The organism is Pseudomonas sp. MAFF 730105 (genome assembly GCF_055380705.1).
The window spans coordinates 4,124,325-4,139,994 of record NZ_AP018438.1 but is presented as its reverse complement, the minus strand read 5'-3'; the positions used below and the strand labels follow the sequence as shown (position 1 = coordinate 4,139,994).

The 15,670-nt window shown below is 62.3% G+C and carries 8 protein-coding genes; 5 read left to right on the top strand and 3 right to left on the bottom strand.

The features are described 5' to 3' along the window. Positions 1–61: 61 nt before the first annotated feature. The 5 genes from PCOSP_RS17545 (at position 62) to PCOSP_RS17525 (ending at position 7,942) form a co-directional block, all read left to right on the top strand. Positions 62–322 carry a YeaC family protein gene (locus PCOSP_RS17545; RefSeq protein ID WP_041024166.1) on the top strand — a complete coding sequence of 87 codons (261 nt, stop codon included), beginning with the start codon at positions 62–64 and terminating at the stop codon, positions 320–322. Beyond that, a complete protein-coding gene (locus PCOSP_RS17540) occupies positions 319–1,149 on the top strand; it encodes a DUF2797 domain-containing protein (protein WP_024776981.1) in 831 nt (276 codons plus the stop codon). Before PCOSP_RS17545 ends, PCOSP_RS17540 begins: the two co-directional genes overlap by 4 nt. A gap of 13 nt (positions 1,150–1,162) precedes the next feature. Then, positions 1,163–3,820 (top strand): aminopeptidase N, encoded by a 2,658-nt coding sequence (pepN, locus tag PCOSP_RS17535; RefSeq protein ID WP_464709168.1) that lies wholly within the window; start codon positions 1,163–1,165, stop codon positions 3,818–3,820. Between the two features lie 650 nt (positions 3,821–4,470). After that, a complete protein-coding gene (locus PCOSP_RS17530; RefSeq protein ID WP_139648437.1) occupies positions 4,471–5,523 on the top strand; it encodes a WD40/YVTN/BNR-like repeat-containing protein in 1,053 nt (350 codons plus the stop codon). 43 nt (positions 5,524–5,566) lie between these two features. Continuing rightward, positions 5,567–7,942 carry an efflux RND transporter permease subunit gene (locus PCOSP_RS17525; RefSeq protein ID WP_175385702.1) on the top strand — a complete coding sequence of 792 codons (2,376 nt, stop codon included), beginning with the start codon at positions 5,567–5,569 and terminating at the stop codon, positions 7,940–7,942. Between the two features lie 166 nt (positions 7,943–8,108). Here PCOSP_RS17525 and PCOSP_RS17520 read toward each other — a convergent pair whose 3' ends face one another. The 3 genes from PCOSP_RS17520 to PCOSP_RS17510 form a co-directional block, all read right to left on the bottom strand. Then, positions 8,109–12,812, bottom strand: a complete 4,704-nt coding sequence (locus PCOSP_RS17520; RefSeq protein ID WP_464709166.1) for a dermonecrotic toxin domain-containing protein — start codon at positions 12,810–12,812, stop codon at positions 8,109–8,111. 138 nt (positions 12,813–12,950) lie between these two features. Further along, complete coding sequence (locus PCOSP_RS17515; protein ID WP_024776976.1) at positions 12,951–13,670, bottom strand: FadR/GntR family transcriptional regulator; 720 nt, start codon at positions 13,668–13,670, stop codon at positions 12,951–12,953. A 201-nt stretch (positions 13,671–13,871) separates the two neighbouring features. Then, complete coding sequence (locus PCOSP_RS17510) at positions 13,872–15,608, bottom strand: IlvD/Edd family dehydratase (RefSeq protein ID WP_175364113.1); 1,737 nt, start codon at positions 15,606–15,608, stop codon at positions 13,872–13,874. Positions 15,609–15,670 lie beyond the last annotated feature (62 nt).

Sequence of the window (15,670 nt, the reverse complement as noted above, 5' to 3'; positions counted from 1 at the left end):
CCCCAATAGTCAGCTTTACCTTTTTTTATTATTGGCACTTAAACGAACGCGCGGAGACCCCATGTCCTCGTTCAACGAAATGATCCAGAACATCACCCCGGACATCTACAAAAGCCTGAAGCTGGCCGTGGAAATCGGTAAATGGGCCGATGGCAACAAGCTCACCGCCGAACAGCGCGAGTTGTCGTTGCAGGCAATGATCGCCTGGGAAATCCAGAACCTGCCCGAAGAAGAGCGCACCGGTTACATGGGCCCGCAGGAGTGCCAGTCGAAGTCGATCGAGGTGCCGAACATCCTGTTCAAGTCGGATGCCATCCATTGATCGAGATTGGCCGCGGTGCAATCAGCAAAATGTCGGCGCGCCTGGACGGGCCGACCGTTCAATATGCCTTTCGCCTGGGCGATGTCGAGGTGCCGGTCAACCCGTTGATCGGCAGCACGGTGCGCCTGGAGTTTCTTGGCGCGATCCACTGCAGCCACTGCGGGCGCCGGACCAAGACCAGTTTCAGCCAGGGTTATTGCTACCCCTGCATGACCAAGCTGGCGCAATGCGATGTGTGCATCATGAGCCCCGAGCGCTGCCATTTCGACGCGGGCACCTGCCGTGAGCCGGCGTGGGGCGAGCAGTTCTGCATGACCGATCATGTGGTGTACCTGGCCAACTCCTCGGGCGTGAAGGTCGGGATTACCCGCGCCACGCAACTGCCGACCCGCTGGCTGGACCAGGGTGCGAGCCAGGCGTTGCCGATCCTGCGGGTGGCCACGCGTCAGCAGTCGGGGTTCGTCGAAGACCTGTTCCGCAGCCAGGTGGCGGACAAGACCAACTGGCGCGCCTTGCTCAAGGGCGATGCGGTCGCGGTGGACCTGCCGCGGATCCGCGATTCGTTGTTTGAAAGTTGCGCCCAGGGACTGCAGGGCTTGCAGGAACGATTCGGCCTGCAGGCGATCCAGACCATAGCGGACGTCGAACCGCTGGAGATCCGTTACCCGGTGGAGCAATACCCGGCCAAGATCGTCAGCTTCAACCTGGACAAGGACCCGATTGCCGAAGGCACGCTGCTGGGGATCAAGGGCCAGTACCTGATTTTCGACACCGGCGTGATCAACATTCGTAAATACACGGCTTACCAGCTCGCCGTGCATCAGTAGAAGGATTCGACCCATGCGCACCGAACAACCGAAGATGATCTACCTGAAGGACTATCAGGCTCCCGAGTACCTGATCGACGAGACACACCTGACCTTCGAGTTGTTCGAGGACCACAGCGTGGTCCATGCGCAACTGGTGATGCGTCGCAACCCCGAGCGCGGTGCCGGGCTGCCGCCGCTGGTGCTCGACGGGCAGCATCTGGAACTGGTCTCCATCAAGCTCGACGACACCGACCTGGCGTCGGGCGATTACCAGTTGGACGACAGCCACCTGACCTTGCAGCCCAAGGCCCAGGCGTTCACGGTCGACACCACTGTGCGGATCCACCCGGAAACCAATACGGCCCTGGAGGGCCTGTACAAATCCGGCGGCATGTTCTGCACCCAGTGCGAGGCCGAAGGTTTCCGCAAGATCACCTACTACCTCGACCGCCCGGACGTCATGAGCAAGTTCACCACCACCGTGGTGGCCGAGCAGCACAGCTATCCGGTGCTGCTGTCCAACGGCAACCCGATTGCCAGTGGTCCCGGCGAGGACGGCCGGCATTGGGTGACCTGGGAAGACCCGTTCAAGAAGCCCGCCTACCTGTTCGCCCTGGTGGCCGGTGACCTGTGGTGCGTCGAAGACACCTTCACCACCATGACCGAACGCACCGTGGCGCTGCGCATCTATGTCGAGCCGGAAAACATCGACAAATGCCAGCACGCCATGACCAGCCTGAAGAAGTCCATGCGCTGGGACGAGGAGGTGTACGGCCGTGAATACGACCTGGACATCTTCATGATTGTCGCGGTCAACGACTTCAACATGGGCGCCATGGAGAACAAGGGCCTCAATATCTTCAACTCCAGCGCGGTGCTGGCCCGTGCCGAAACCGCTACCGATGCCGCGCACCAGCGGGTCGAGGCCATCGTCGCCCACGAGTATTTCCATAACTGGTCGGGCAACCGCGTGACCTGCCGCGACTGGTTCCAGCTGTCGCTCAAGGAAGGCTTCACGGTGTTCCGCGACGCCGGGTTCTCGGCCGACATGAACTCCGCCACCGTCAAGCGTATCCAGGACGTGGCCTACCTGCGTACCCATCAGTTCGCCGAAGATGCCGGCCCCATGGCCCATCCGGTGCGCCCGGACAGCTTCATCGAGATTTCCAACTTCTACACCCTGACCGTGTACGAAAAGGGCTCGGAAGTGGTCGGCATGATCCACACGCTGCTGGGCCCTGAGGGCTTCCGCAAGGGCAGCGACCTGTATTTCCAGCGCCACGACGGCCAGGCCGTGACCTGCGACGATTTCGTCAAGGCCATGGAGGATGCCAACGGCGTTGACCTGACCCAGTTCAAGCGCTGGTACAGCCAGGCCGGTACGCCACGGCTGGCGGTCAGCGAGTCCTTTGACGCGGCCGCCCGGACCTACAGCCTGACCTTCCGCCAAAGCTGCCCGCCGACCCCGGACAAGGCGGAAAAGCTGCCGTTCGTGATTCCCGTCGAGCTGGGCCTGCTGGACAGCCAGGGCGCCGAGATCCCGCTGCGCCTGAGCGGCGAGGCGGCGGCAAACGGCACGTCCCGGGTGATCTCGGTGACCGAGGCCGAGCAGACCTTCACGTTTGTCGACATCGCCGAAAAACCGCTGCCGTCCTTGCTGCGGGGCTTCTCGGCGCCGGTGAAGCTGAGCTTCCCGTACGACCGCGACCAACTGATGTTCCTGATGCAGCACGACAGCGACGGCTTCAACCGCTGGGATGCCGGCCAGCAACTGTCGGTGCAGGTGTTGCAGGAACTGATTGCCCAGCATCAGAAGGGCGAGAGCCTGGTGCTGGACCCACGTCTGGTCAGCGCATTGCGCACGGTACTGTCGGACGAATCCCTGGATCAGGCCATGGTCGCGGAAATGCTCTCGCTGCCAAGCGAAGCCTATCTGACGGAAATCAGCGAAGTGGCTGACGTCGAGGCGATCCATGCCGCCCGTGAGTTCGCTCGCCAGCAACTGGCCGACAACCTGTTCGAAGCCTTGTGGTTGCGCTACGAGGCCAACCGCGACCTGTCGAAGCGCACACCTTATGTGGCCGAAGCCGAGCATTTTGCCCGCCGTGCCTTGCAGAACATCGCCTTGTCGTACCTGATGCTGACGGACAAGCCCGAGGTGCTGAGTGCCACCCTGGAGCAGTTCGACAGCGCCGACAACATGACCGAACGCCTCACGGCGCTGGCGGTGCTGGTCAATTCTCCGTTCGAAACCGAGAAGGCCCGGGCGCTGCAAGTGTTTGCGGAAAACTTCAAGGGCAACCCGCTGGTCATGGACCAATGGTTCAGCGTCCAGGCCGGCAGCCCGCTGCCGGGGGGCCTGGCGCGGGTCAAGGCGCTGATGGAGCACCCGGCGTTCAACATCAAGAACCCGAACAAGGTGCGGGCGCTGATCGGTGCGTTCGCCGGGCAGAACCTGATCAACTTCCACGCCGCCGACGGTTCGGGTTACCGCTTCCTGGCGGATCTGGTCATCCAGCTCAACGGCTTCAACCCGCAGATCGCCTCGCGACAACTGGCGCCGCTGACCCGCTGGCGCAAATACGACAGCGCCCGCCAGGCGTTGATGAAAGCCGAGCTGGAGCGCATCCTGGCGACTGGCGCGCTGTCCAGTGATGTGTTCGAGGTGGTGAGCAAGAGCCTGGCTTGACTCATTGATCGTTCCCACGCAGGAGCACTGATCGTTCCCACGCTCCGCGTGGGAACGCATCTGGTGACGCTCTGCGTCACGCCTCAAAACGGACGCTGAGCGTCGATGGCTGCATTCCCACGCAGAGCGTGGGAACGATCGATAACTGGAGCGCATCGCAGGCGCCCTGATCGTTCCCACGCTCCGCGTGGGAATGCATCTGGTGACGCTCTGCGTCATGGCCCAAAGCGGACGCTGAGCGTCGATGGCTGCGTTCCCACGCAGAGCGTGGGAACGATCGATAACTGGAGCGCATCGCAGGCGCCCTGATCGTTCCCACGCTCCGCGTGGGAATGCATCTGGTGACGCTCTGCGTCATGCCTCAAAGCGGACGCTGAGCGTCGATGGCTGCATTCCCACGCAGAGCTGGGAACGATCGATGCCGTGAAATGCAGCCATCACCCCACCGAATACCCCGCCATTCACCCCCTGCGCCAACCCCCCTGGTTAACAAAAGATAACGCGGCGTCGATTGTCAGGCCTTCCGAAAGCCCGATAGGATAGGTCAGCTTCCGAAGTGGCTCTAGATTGCAGGTTTGCGCCCCGATCGAGCTGCCTACGGCGCCCTGAAAGGCCGAATGGCCTAACAATAATAATGGGGGAAAAGGTCTATGAACGAGCCTGTCATGGCCGTGGGTCGCGCCCACCAGCCGGTGCTGCGCCGAGTCGCGTTGCTGGCCTCGGCGCTCTCGCTGCTGGGCTCTGTGGTGTTGTCGGCACCGGCGCTGGCCGTTGCAGCCACGACAACCGATGTCATCTATTCGGTCGAATCGGCCAAGGCCAGCAAGACCCTGATGCTCGACGTGGTTCACGCCGGCCAGCGGCTGGTGGCGGTCGGTGATCGTGGGCACATTGTCTATTCGGACGACCAGGGCGCTTCCTGGACCCAGGCCAAGGTGCCGACCCGCCAACTGCTCACCGCCGTGTTCTTCGTCGATGACAAGCATGGCTGGGCCGTGGGGCACGATGCGCAGATCCTCGCCAGCGAAGACGGCGGCAGCACCTGGACCCGGCAGTACGAAGACCTCACCCGTGAAGCGCCGCTGCTGGACGTCTGGTTCAAGGACGCCAGCCAGGGGTTCGCCGTGGGCGCCTACGGTGCGTTGCTCGAAACCACCGACGGTGGCAAGCACTGGGAAGACGCCAGCGACCGTCTCGACAACGAAGATCAGTTCCACCTCAACGCCATCGCCGCGGTCAAAGACGCCGGGCTGTTCATCGTCGGCGAGGCCGGCAGCATGTTCCGCTCCGCCGACTGGGGCCAGACCTGGGAGAAGCTCGAAGGCCCATACGAAGGTTCGCTTTTCGGTGTCATCGGCACCGCCCAGCCTTCGACGCTGCTGGCCTACGGTTTGCGCGGCAACCTCTATCGCTCCACCGATTTCGGTGGCTCCTGGGAGCAGATCGAACTCAAGGCCGCCCGGGGTGCCCTGGAGTTTGGCTTGTCAGGGGCGACCTTGTTGCCGGACGGCTCCATCGTGATCGTCGGCAACGGCGGCAGCGTGGTGCGCAGCACCGACGACGGCGTGACCTTCAGCGTCTTCAACCGCCCGGACCGGATTTCCGTGGCAGCCGTCACGGCGGCGGGCAATGGCAACCTGATCCTGGCTGGGCAGGGGGGCGTACGCACCACCACCGCCAGCGGCGCTGAACTGAACAAATGAGCCGCGGATATGAGTCGGGCACAATAACAAGAAGGCGGACCCCATGAGCAGTCATCACCAAGACAAGGCGACGTTCCTCGAGCGCCTGATTTTCAACAACCGCCCGGCAGTGATCGTCATTTGCCTGTTGGTCAGTATTTTCCTGTTCTGGCAGGCCACGCTGATCCGTCCGTCCACCAGCTTCGAAAAAATGATCCCTCTCGAGCATCCGTTCATCGAGAAGATGCTCGAACACCGCAACGACCTGGCGAACCTCGGCAACACCGTACGGATTTCCGTGGAGGCCACCAACGGCGACATCTTCTCCAAGGACTACATGGAGACCCTGCGCCAGATCCATGACGAGGTCTTTTACATTTCCGGTGTCGACCGTTCCGGCCTCAAGTCGCTGTGGAGCCCGAGCGTGCGCTGGACCGAAGTGACGGAAGAGGGCTTCGCCGGCGGCGAGGTGATTCCCCAGAGCTACAACGGCTCGGCCGACAGCCTCGAACTGCTGCGCAACAACGTGCTCAAGTCCGGCCAGGTCGGACGCCTGGTGGCCAACGATTTCAAATCGAGCATCGTCGACATCCCGTTGCTGGAGTCCTACCCGGATCCCCAGGACCAGGGCAAGTTGCTGAAGCTGGACTACCAGAAGTTCTCCCATGAGCTCGAAGACAAGATCCGCCACAAGTTCGAAGCCCAGAACCCCAACGTACAGATCCACATCGTCGGTTTCGCGAAGAAGGTCGGTGACCTGATCGATGGCCTGATCATGGTGGTGATGTTCTTCGGCGTGGCCTTCGTCATCACCCTGGTTCTGCTGTACTGGTTCACCCACTGCATGCGCAGCACCGTCGCGGTGTTGAGCACCACGCTGGTGGCGGTGGTCTGGCAGTTGGGGCTGATGCACGCGGCCGGGTTCGGGCTGGATCCGTATTCGATGCTGGTGCCGTTCCTGATCTTCGCCATCGGGATTTCCCACGGGGTGCAGAAAATCAACGGCATCGCCTTGCAGTCCAGCGAGGCGGACAACGCCCTGACCGCGGCGCGGCGCACGTTCCGGCAACTGTTCCTGCCGGGGATGATCGCGATCCTGGCGGATGCGGTGGGTTTCATTACCTTGCTGATCATCGACATCGGCGTGATCCGTGAGCTGGCCATCGGGGCGTCCATCGGCGTGGCGGTGATCGTGTTCACCAACCTGATCCTGCTGCCGGTGGCCATCTCCTACGTCGGCATCAGCAAACGCGCCGTCGAGCGCAGCAAGAAAGACGCGACCCGCGAGCATCCGTTCTGGCGGTCGCTGTCGAACTTCGCCAGTCCCAAGGTCGCGCCGGTGTCCATTGCCCTGGCGGTGCTCGCCTTCGGTGGGGGCCTGTGGTACAGCCAGAACCTGAAGATCGGCGACCTCGACCAGGGTGCGCCGGAACTGCGTCCCGACTCGCGCTACAACCAGGACAACAACTTCATCATCAGCAACTACTCCACCAGTTCCGACGTGCTGGTGGTGATGGTCAAGACCAAGGCCGAAGGCTGCTCGCGCTATGAAGCCATGGCACCGATCGATGACTTGATGTGGAAGATGCAGAACACCGAGGGCGTGCAATCGGCGATTTCCCTGGTGACCGTGTCCAAGCAGATGATCAAGGGCATGAACGAGGGCAACCTGAAATGGGAAACCCTGTCGCGCAACCCTGACGTGCTGAACAACTCCATTGCCCGGGCCGATGGCCTGTACAACAACAGCTGCTCCCTGGCACCGGTGCTGGTGTTCCTCAACGACCACAAGGCCGAGACCCTGGACCGCGCGGTGAAGGCGGTGCAGGCCTTCGCCAAGGAAAACAACCGCGATGGCCTGGAGTTCATCCTCGCCGCCGGTAACGCCGGCATCGAAGCGGCCACCAACGAAGTGATCAAGGAATCGGAACTGACCATCCTGATCCTGGTGTACATCTGCGTGGCGACCATGTGCATGATCACCTTCCGCTCCTGGGCGGCGACCCTGTGCATCGTGCTGCCGCTGGTGCTGACCTCGGTGCTGGGTAACGCCCTGATGGCCTTCATGGGCATTGGCGTGAAAGTCGCGACCCTGCCGGTGGTGGCGTTGGGCGTGGGGATTGGCGTGGACTACGGCATCTACATCTACAGCCGCCTGGAAAGCTTCCTGCGGGCCGGATTGCCGTTGCAGGAAGCTTATTACCAGACGCTGAAGTCCACGGGTAAAGCCGTTCTGTTCACCGGCTTGTGCCTGGCGATCGGGGTGTGCACCTGGATCTTCTCGGCCATCAAGTTCCAGGCGGACATGGGGTTGATGCTGACGTTCATGCTGCTGTGGAACATGTTCGGCGCGTTGTGGCTGTTGCCGGCGTTGGCGCGGTTCCTGATCAAGCCGGAGAAGCTGGCGGGGCAGCGGGGAAATTCGTTGTTTGCCCACTGACTGATACCTGTGGGAGCAAAGCTTGCTCGCGATTGCGATAAGCCAGTCAGCAACAATGTTGATTGGTCTGTCGCTATCGCGAACAAGCTTTGCTCCTACAGAGCGGGGCGGTGCGACGTTTCGCTAAATCCCCTCGCCACAAAGGCGGACGCTATCCCTCCAGCAATCAAGGCGCCAACGGCAGGAACCTGCTCTGCGCCAGCGACTTGCTGATCTGTCCCCGGTGCACGTTCACCACCGCATAAGGGCTGGTGGCCTTGGCCAGCAGTGAGTGGTAGTGCTCCTTGCGTTGTTCCTTGGTCTTCAGGTGCGCGACGCTGAAGTTTTCTTTCGGCGTGTCGGCCGCTTCGTAATGAAAGTGTGCATACCAGATCGCGAAGCCGTCACGGTCGTTGATGGCGTATTCCTGAAGGAAGTCCTTGCGGGCGCCTTGCAGGGCCGTGCGGTCGCCGAGCCGGGCCACCTGGATCAGGTTTTTCTCGAACAGGAACCGCAGGTTGCCGTCGGTGGGTGGCAGTTTCAGGCTCAGTTCGATACGCAGGTCACTGCCCTTAGCGGTCAGGTTGGCGGCGGCGTCTGACAACAGCTGGCCCAGGGCCTCGTTTGCCGGGGTGCGTGAGGTTGGCGATGCGGTGAGGGCACGATCGAGTTCTTCGGAAAGTGTGCGGAAGTGACTCGCTTCATTGTTCAGGATTTCCTCGATTTCCTGAGGATGGCGGCAGTGGGTCTTGTAGCTTTCAGCGCGGCTCATGCGCTTGTCCAGCTCGTCGAGCAGTGCTCGCCCGTGGGCCCGGATCGCCTTGATCGATCGCGTCTGGGGCGCCGGGGTCGGGCGGCGTACATCGACCACATCCCAGACATCCTCGTGGCGCGAATAGGTGGCGAGTACTTGGTTGTTGGCTTCGGAGCGCATTTCGACGACTTCGATGGGCAGGCTCGTGCCGGCGGGTTTCAGGTCGCCGATCAAGACGCCATTGTGGCGGGTTCTGATCAACTTTTTCTGTGGCAGCCCGGCGCCGGTCCTGGGGCGTTTCGGCGTACGCTTGCGCGGTTTTGGCTCGGGTTTGATTTCGGCGGCGAGTTTGCTGGAGACCTCCTGGTAAAGGCCCTCGACCAGTTTGACCAGCCTGTCGAAATAGGACTCGTTGATGTCGTCCAGGTAAAGGGCCTTTGTCCCCTTCAACGTATCCAGGGTCTTGCCGTAATGCTCGGTCAGGCTTTCCAGCACTTCGAGTTTTTCCGCCGGGGAGACTTCGTATGTTTGCAGGTCCCAATGGGAGCGCATGTGCTCCATCAATGGCATGAGAACGCGAAGCAGGCGGTTGGGCAGGGCGGATTGCCGGTTTTTCACCGACAGTACGGGGAGCGTGGAGAGCTGCATGGTTTTGCTACCGATGGCGTTCTTCTCATCCAGGGGCCGGTTGCTGGTCAGTCGTTCAAATGCCCGTGCGCCCGACGCATCAAGGTTCGATAGTTGCTCAAGGTAATTGTCCTTGAGTTCCAACCAGTAGATCGCTCGGTCGTTGATGTCACTCTTGGCATCGAGGTACTTCATGTAGGCTTCGTAGTCGCGGTCGACGATTTCCCTGATGTCGGCATGCTCTCCAAACTGGGGATGTACTCGCTGGATGGCCACGCGCTCCTTTTCGGTGATCAGGAACGCCTTGCGGGCATTGTTGATCACGTTTTCCATCAGGCTGTGCATGTAGCCGGACGGAAAGCCGATGCCCAGGATGGCGCGTTCGGATGCGCTGTCCGCCAGCTTCAGGTAGATATCGGTCTGCTCCTGGAGCAGGTCATAGAACAGCTTGCGTTTCGCCGCCCGCTGGGTTTCGGTGTAGTTGCTGCCTTCTTCGGTCCGGGTCATGACTTGCTGGGCCACGTCCAGGGCTTTTTGTCGATCGACTTCTTGTGCCACCACCTGGTCGAGTTCATCAGTCAACTGCTGGGCTCGCTGCAGGTTGATGCGACGCTGTGCTTCCACCCGCTTGGGCGGTGAGCCACCGAGCAGGCGCAGGCGCAGATCCAGGTGCCAGAGTCCGTTTGTATCGACTCGCAGCGGCGGACCGTTCTTGTCGGGGGCCAGTGGATCGAGCGGGTCAACGATGGTTGCGCTGCCACCCGCTTCAGGCGTGATCCGATACAGGGCACCTTCAACCTTCGCATGCCATTTATTGTCGATCACGTACAGGCCCTTGTAGGGGCCGTTCTCAATCGGTGCGAGGGGGGAAGAGGGGGGCGAAACCTGCAAACGCTGTAGCCTGGCCTCGAGTGCCGGCGTCAGGCGTCCACTGGCCCTGGCGAAACTGAAGTCCAGGCGCCTGCCGATGTCGGTGTTGGCGTCAGGCAAGGTGACGGTTCCCTCCACGAGGGTGGGCGCCTCTGGTGCCGGCCATTGCTCGGCGATGGCGCGGGGCGCGACAGGGCGCATGGCTTGTTCCTTTATCGATTCGGGTACGACCGCACGAGTCGCAGGCCCATGACCGGCGGGCAACTGGCTCACCAGCAGGGCCAGGTTGACGAGCAGATCGACGGCAGCCAGCTCCCGGGCCACCGGGTCTTCACTGGTCAGCGCCGGAATGTCTTGTTGGGCGCTGGCCATCAGGTTCCAGAGCCAGACGGTGGTCATGGCCGGGCCGCGTAGCAAAGGAAACAGCAAGGTGTTGAACAACAGGCCGCCACCTTCGAGCAACACCGCCCAGCGGCTCTCGCTGTTGGACACCGAATCCCGGTCGGCCTGGGTGACCAGTGCCTGGGCGTTGCAGCCGTAGAGGTACTGCATCAGCTCGCCCTCCTGCAGCGATTGCAACAGCTCGCCGCGGGTATCGTCGACGGCGAGGGCGGCTGGAGCGGGTTTGTCGGGGAGACTGAATTCGTCGCCGGTGAAGAACCGCACAATATGGGGTTCCAGGAATCCGCCGTTGGCGTAGATCGGGCGTGCGGCGTCAGGCAACCAGGTCAGGATGCTGTCCTGCAGACTCCCGGTGGCGGCGATGGCCTGCAACAGCGCTTCGCGTGTGGGAAATTCTTGCAGCGAGGGTGCGTAGAGCGGCCGATACAACAGGTGCGGGCCGGTGGCGATGTCCTGCGCTTCGATGATGAACATGTTGGTCACGATATCGGGCCGGGCCTGGGGCTTGCGCAGCAAACCCAGGTGGCGAATCACCACCGGGCGACCCTCGACCTGCTGGCTCGCTGCGTCGGGTTGCAGGACGGCTTCCAGCAGGCGCAAGCCTCGGAGGGTCACGCCATTTTCGCGGTTCAGCTGCTGCTTCAGCGCCTCAAGCATCAGTTGCGCCGGGATCTGTTCGGCGAAGATCCGTTGCCGGTTCTGCGCCTGGGGCGAATCGCCGAGTAAATGTTGTTGCAGATAGCGAGGATAGGTCGCGCCAATGTCGACCTGTTCGATCAACCCGGTTATGAAGCCCGGCGTCAGCCAGGCCGGCAGCGTCTGGCCCTGGCGATGGCTGAGGGTGAAGGTGCCGCTGGGGCGGGCGACCAGATTGTGGATGGCCAGCTCGGTCAGACTCATCGGTCGCTTCTCGGTGACGCCGATGGTCCCGGGATAGCCCGCCGAAACGCTGAACGTCAGCACCACATCGTCGGGCTGGTAGCGGCTCGATGGCCGCTTGTCCGAACTGTTGTCGTTGGTCTGCCGCAGGCGGCCGAGCAAGGCGTCGACGGTGAAGGCCTTGATGTCGTCGATGCCACCGAGAAAGGTCTGGCCCTGATGGCGTTTTTTTGCGCTGGCCAGGACCAGGCTGTAGTGCTGGAAGGTCGTCTGGTCGACGATGGAGGCGTTTTTCAGCCATTCGGGCAACAGCGACCCAAGGCGTGCCGAAGTGTCAGGCGATGGCCGGGGAGCCTCCAGCAGCGAGCGCGCCGGGTCGCTCAAGTCGGCGTAGAGGCGCTTCAGGTCTTGCAGGTCGATTCGGGCAGGTAGTTGCACAGCCTTGAGGTCGGCCAATTGCTGCTCCAGCAACATCGCCGCCTGGCGCTCGAAGACGTTGCCGCCGATTTCGTAGCGTTGGCAAGTGATGGTGTCGACGGTGTACTGGCGGGCAATCCATTCGCCCCAATGCTGATTGAAGGCCTCCAGGGAAGCAAAAGACTTGACGGCGCTGCCGGGGCTGCACAGCAGGAATTCGGTGGTGCCGTTCTTGATGCGGACCAGGAGGATATCGCCGCCGACCAGCACGGTGCGAGTGCTGTCCTGGGTGAGCCAGGTTTCCAGGGTGTAGGCGTACACCGGTGCCTGTCGGTTGCGACAAAAACGCAGCGCCCGGTCTGGCCAACGGACGATCTGGTCCAGGGCTTCCCGTGCCGTATCCGTGAGCCCGGGTTGTTGCAGCCCACGGATGCTCAGTGTGTTCCTGAGTACGTCGCTGAGCCAGCACCAGCGGCTGGTTCGGCCACTTGTCGCGGTCTGGTCACCGCTGTCGATGCCCTCGTTCCAGTAACGGACCAGCGCATCCTCCAACCCGATCGGCAGGGTCCAGGCCAGTTCAAGTATGGATTTCTTGATGAGCTGCATGTCCAGTCCCCGAGCGCCTGACCAAAGGCGGCGTGGCGGACTGTCGGAGAGAAAACAGTCAAGCGCGCCCTGTGGGGCGAAGTCCGGGGGCGTGCCGGTGGCCAGGTAATCGAGGACCGCGGACATCAAGGGCTGGAAGTGCCAACCGCGCGTGACCGGGTCTGGCATCGCCAATTGGGTCTTGGAGAGGTCGATCTTCAGCCAGGGGTCTCTTTGCTTGATCGCTTGTTCGAGCATGCCTCGGGCGACCTGTTCGAAGGTCGGGCGACTGGCGAAGTGCAGGCTGACGTTTTGGGCCAGCGCGGGGATCGCGTCAGCGGTGGAGAGGGTGGTCATGAGAAGTCCTTTTCACAAAACATGGCCGTCGGGATGACGGCGTGAAAAGTATCGACTGCTCAGTCCGGTGCGGGTGGTACATAGATACCACCGTGCCTGGGAAGAAGTGTGCCGGGGCTGTTCGGCAACGATGGCGGATCAGTTGGTTTCGTTGCCCAGTACCACGTTCAGCGCGCTGCGGGCGTCGTCCAGTTGCACCAACGTCGCATGGCGGGCACCGAGGGCGTCGCGGTTTTCGATGGCGGTGAGGATCGCCTTGTGCCGTGGCATCGCCAGCTCATGCAGGTTGGGTCGCTGGTTGGAATGCTTGAGTGCTTCGGCAATGGCCACCGACAGCATGTTGCACAGGTTGGCGAGCAGGTCATTGTGGGTGGCGTCGGCGATCCGGCTATGGAAATCCAGGTCCGGTTGCAGCAGCGCTTCGGGCGTCGGTGCCGCGTCCATGCGCTCATAGGCTTCACGGATGGCGGCGATGTCGGCGTCGGTGGCGAACTGTGCGGCCAGGGCAGCAGCGGCCGGTTCGATGATGCTGCGCACGCTGGTCAGCAAACCGAAGAACTCATTCTGCGGGCTGCTCTGCATCAGCCAGTGCAACACATCCGGATCGAGCATGTGCCATTCCCGCCGGGCCTTGACCACCGTGCCCACTCGCGGCCGCGAATACACCAGGCCCTTGGCGACCAGCACCCGCGTGGCTTCACGCAGCACCGGACGGCTCACGGCGTACTCTTCGCACAGCAAGGCTTCGGCGGGCAGCTTGTCGTCGGGCTTGAAGCGTCCGGACACGATCTGCATGCCCAGTTCCTGGACGATGCGCGCGTGCATGCTTTTTCGGTCGGAGGGTTTGCGGTAATCCATGGGGTACGGCGCGATCCTGTGGAGGAGATGCTGCGCATGATAGCAGGCGCAGCGAGGACGGGTCGCTAGTGCGATTTTTTGAGGTGGACACAGATCCCTTGTGGGAGCGAGCCTGCTCGCGATAGCGCTCTGTCAGCCAGCATCCATGTTGGCTGACACGCCGCCATCGCGAGCAGGCTCGCTCCCACAGGGGCTGATGGGTCAGTGGGAGTGTCGCGGCACCTCGGCGCCGCGGCAGCCCACCAGGAAGTCGAAGTCGCAGCCCTGGTCCGCTTGCAGCACATGGTCGATGTACAGCTGACGGTAGCCACCCACCAGCAGTTGTTGTGGCGGGGCCAGGTCGGCCAGGCGGGCGGCGAGTTCGGCGTCGGAAATGTCCAGGTGCAGGCGGCCGCTGGCGCAATCCAGCTCGATGAAGTCACCTTCTTTCACCGCTGCAAGAGGACCGCCGGCCGCGGCCTCCGGTGCCACGTGCAACACCACGGTGCCATAGGCGGTGCCGCTCATGCGAGCGTCGGAAATCCGCACCATGTCGGTCACGCCCTGAGCCAGCAGCTTGGCCGGCAAGCCCATGTTGCCGACTTCGGCCATGCCCGGATAACCCTTGGGCCCGCAGTTCTTCATCACCAGGATCGAGCTGGCATCTACCTCCAGTTCCGGGTCATTGATTCGCGCCTTGTACTCGTCGAAGTTCTCGAACACCACCGCGCGACCGCGATGCTGCATCAGCTCGGCGGTGGCGGCGGAGGGCTTGAGCACCGCCCCCAATGGCGCCAGGTTGCCGCGCAGCACGCAGATACCGCCGTCGGCGCGGATCGGGTTGTCCAGGGTGCGGATGACTTCGTCCTTACCGTAGATCGGGGCGTCCTTGGTGTTCTCGCCGAGGCTCTTGCCATTGACGGTCAGGGCGTTCGGGTGGGGGATCAGGTTGGCTTCACCGAGACGACGCAGCACGGCGGGCAAACCACCGGCGTAGTAGAACTCTTCCATCAGGAAGCGTCCCGAGGGTTGCAGGTCGACGATGGTCGGCATGCCGCGACCGATGCGGGTCCAGTCGTCCAGGTCCAGCTGCACGCCGATGCGCCCGGCGATGGCCTTGAGGTGGATCACCGCGTTGGTGGAGCCGCCGATGGCCGCGTTGACGCGGATGGCATTTTCAAAGGCTTCCTTGGTCAGGATCTTCGACAGCTTCAGGTCCTCGCGGACCATTTCCACGGCGCGCATGCCGGACATGTGGGCCAGCACATAGCGGCGTGCATCCACGGCTGGAATCGCGGCGTTATGGGGTAGCGACGTGCCGAGGGCTTCGGCCATGCACGCCATGGTCGAGGCGGTCCCCATGGTGTTGCAGGTGCCGGCCGAGCGGGACATGCCGCCCTCGGCGGCGAGGAAATCGTCGAGGGTGATGGTGCCGGCCTTCACCTGTTCGCTCAATTGCCAGACCACCGTGCCCGAACCGATGTCCTGGCCCTTGTGCTTGCCGTTGAGCATGGGGCCACCGGTGACGACGATGGCCGGTACGTCGCAACTGGCGGCGCCCATCAGGAGGGCGGGGGTGGTCTTGTCGCAGCCGGTGAGCAACACCACGCCGTCAATCGGGTTGCCGCGAATCGCCTCTTCCACGTCCATGCTCGCCAGGTTGCGGGTCAGCATGGCGGTAGGGCGCAGGTTCGATTCGCCGTTGGAGAACACCGGGAATTCCACCGGGAAACCCCCGGCTTCGATCACGCCGCGTTTGACGTGCTCGGCGATCTGCCGGAAATGCGCGTTGCACGGGGTCAGTTCCGACCAGGTGTTGCAGATGCCGATGATCGGCTTGCCATGGAACTGATGGTCGGCGATGCCCTGATTTTTCATCCAGCTGCGGTACATGAAGCCGTTTTTGTCGGCGGTGCCAAACCATTGGGCCGAGCGCAGGGAGGGTTTTTTATCAGACATGATCGATTCTCTTATTGTATGACTATATTGTTCTGGATGAAGCGTAACATAAGCGCAATTTA

Excerpts from the sequence above, each read along its gene's own strand:
- PCOSP_RS17515 (WP_024776976.1), bottom strand. The coding sequence starts at position 13,670 with ATGGATTACCGCAAACCCTCCGACCGAAAAAGCATGCACGCGCGCATC.
- PCOSP_RS17510 (WP_175364113.1), bottom strand. The coding sequence starts at position 15,608 with ATGTCTGATAAAAAACCCTCCCTGCGCTCGGCCCAATGGTTTGGCACC.
- PCOSP_RS17520 (WP_464709166.1), bottom strand. The coding sequence starts at position 12,812 with ATGACCACCCTCTCCACCGCTGACGCGATCCCCGCGCTGGCCCAAAAC.
- pepN (WP_464709168.1), top strand. The coding sequence starts at position 1,163 with ATGCGCACCGAACAACCGAAGATGATCTACCTGAAGGACTATCAGGCT.
- PCOSP_RS17525 (WP_175385702.1), top strand. The coding sequence starts at position 5,567 with ATGAGCAGTCATCACCAAGACAAGGCGACGTTCCTCGAGCGCCTGATT.
- PCOSP_RS17545 (WP_041024166.1), top strand. The coding sequence starts at position 62 with ATGTCCTCGTTCAACGAAATGATCCAGAACATCACCCCGGACATCTAC.
- PCOSP_RS17530 (WP_139648437.1), top strand. The coding sequence starts at position 4,471 with ATGAACGAGCCTGTCATGGCCGTGGGTCGCGCCCACCAGCCGGTGCTG.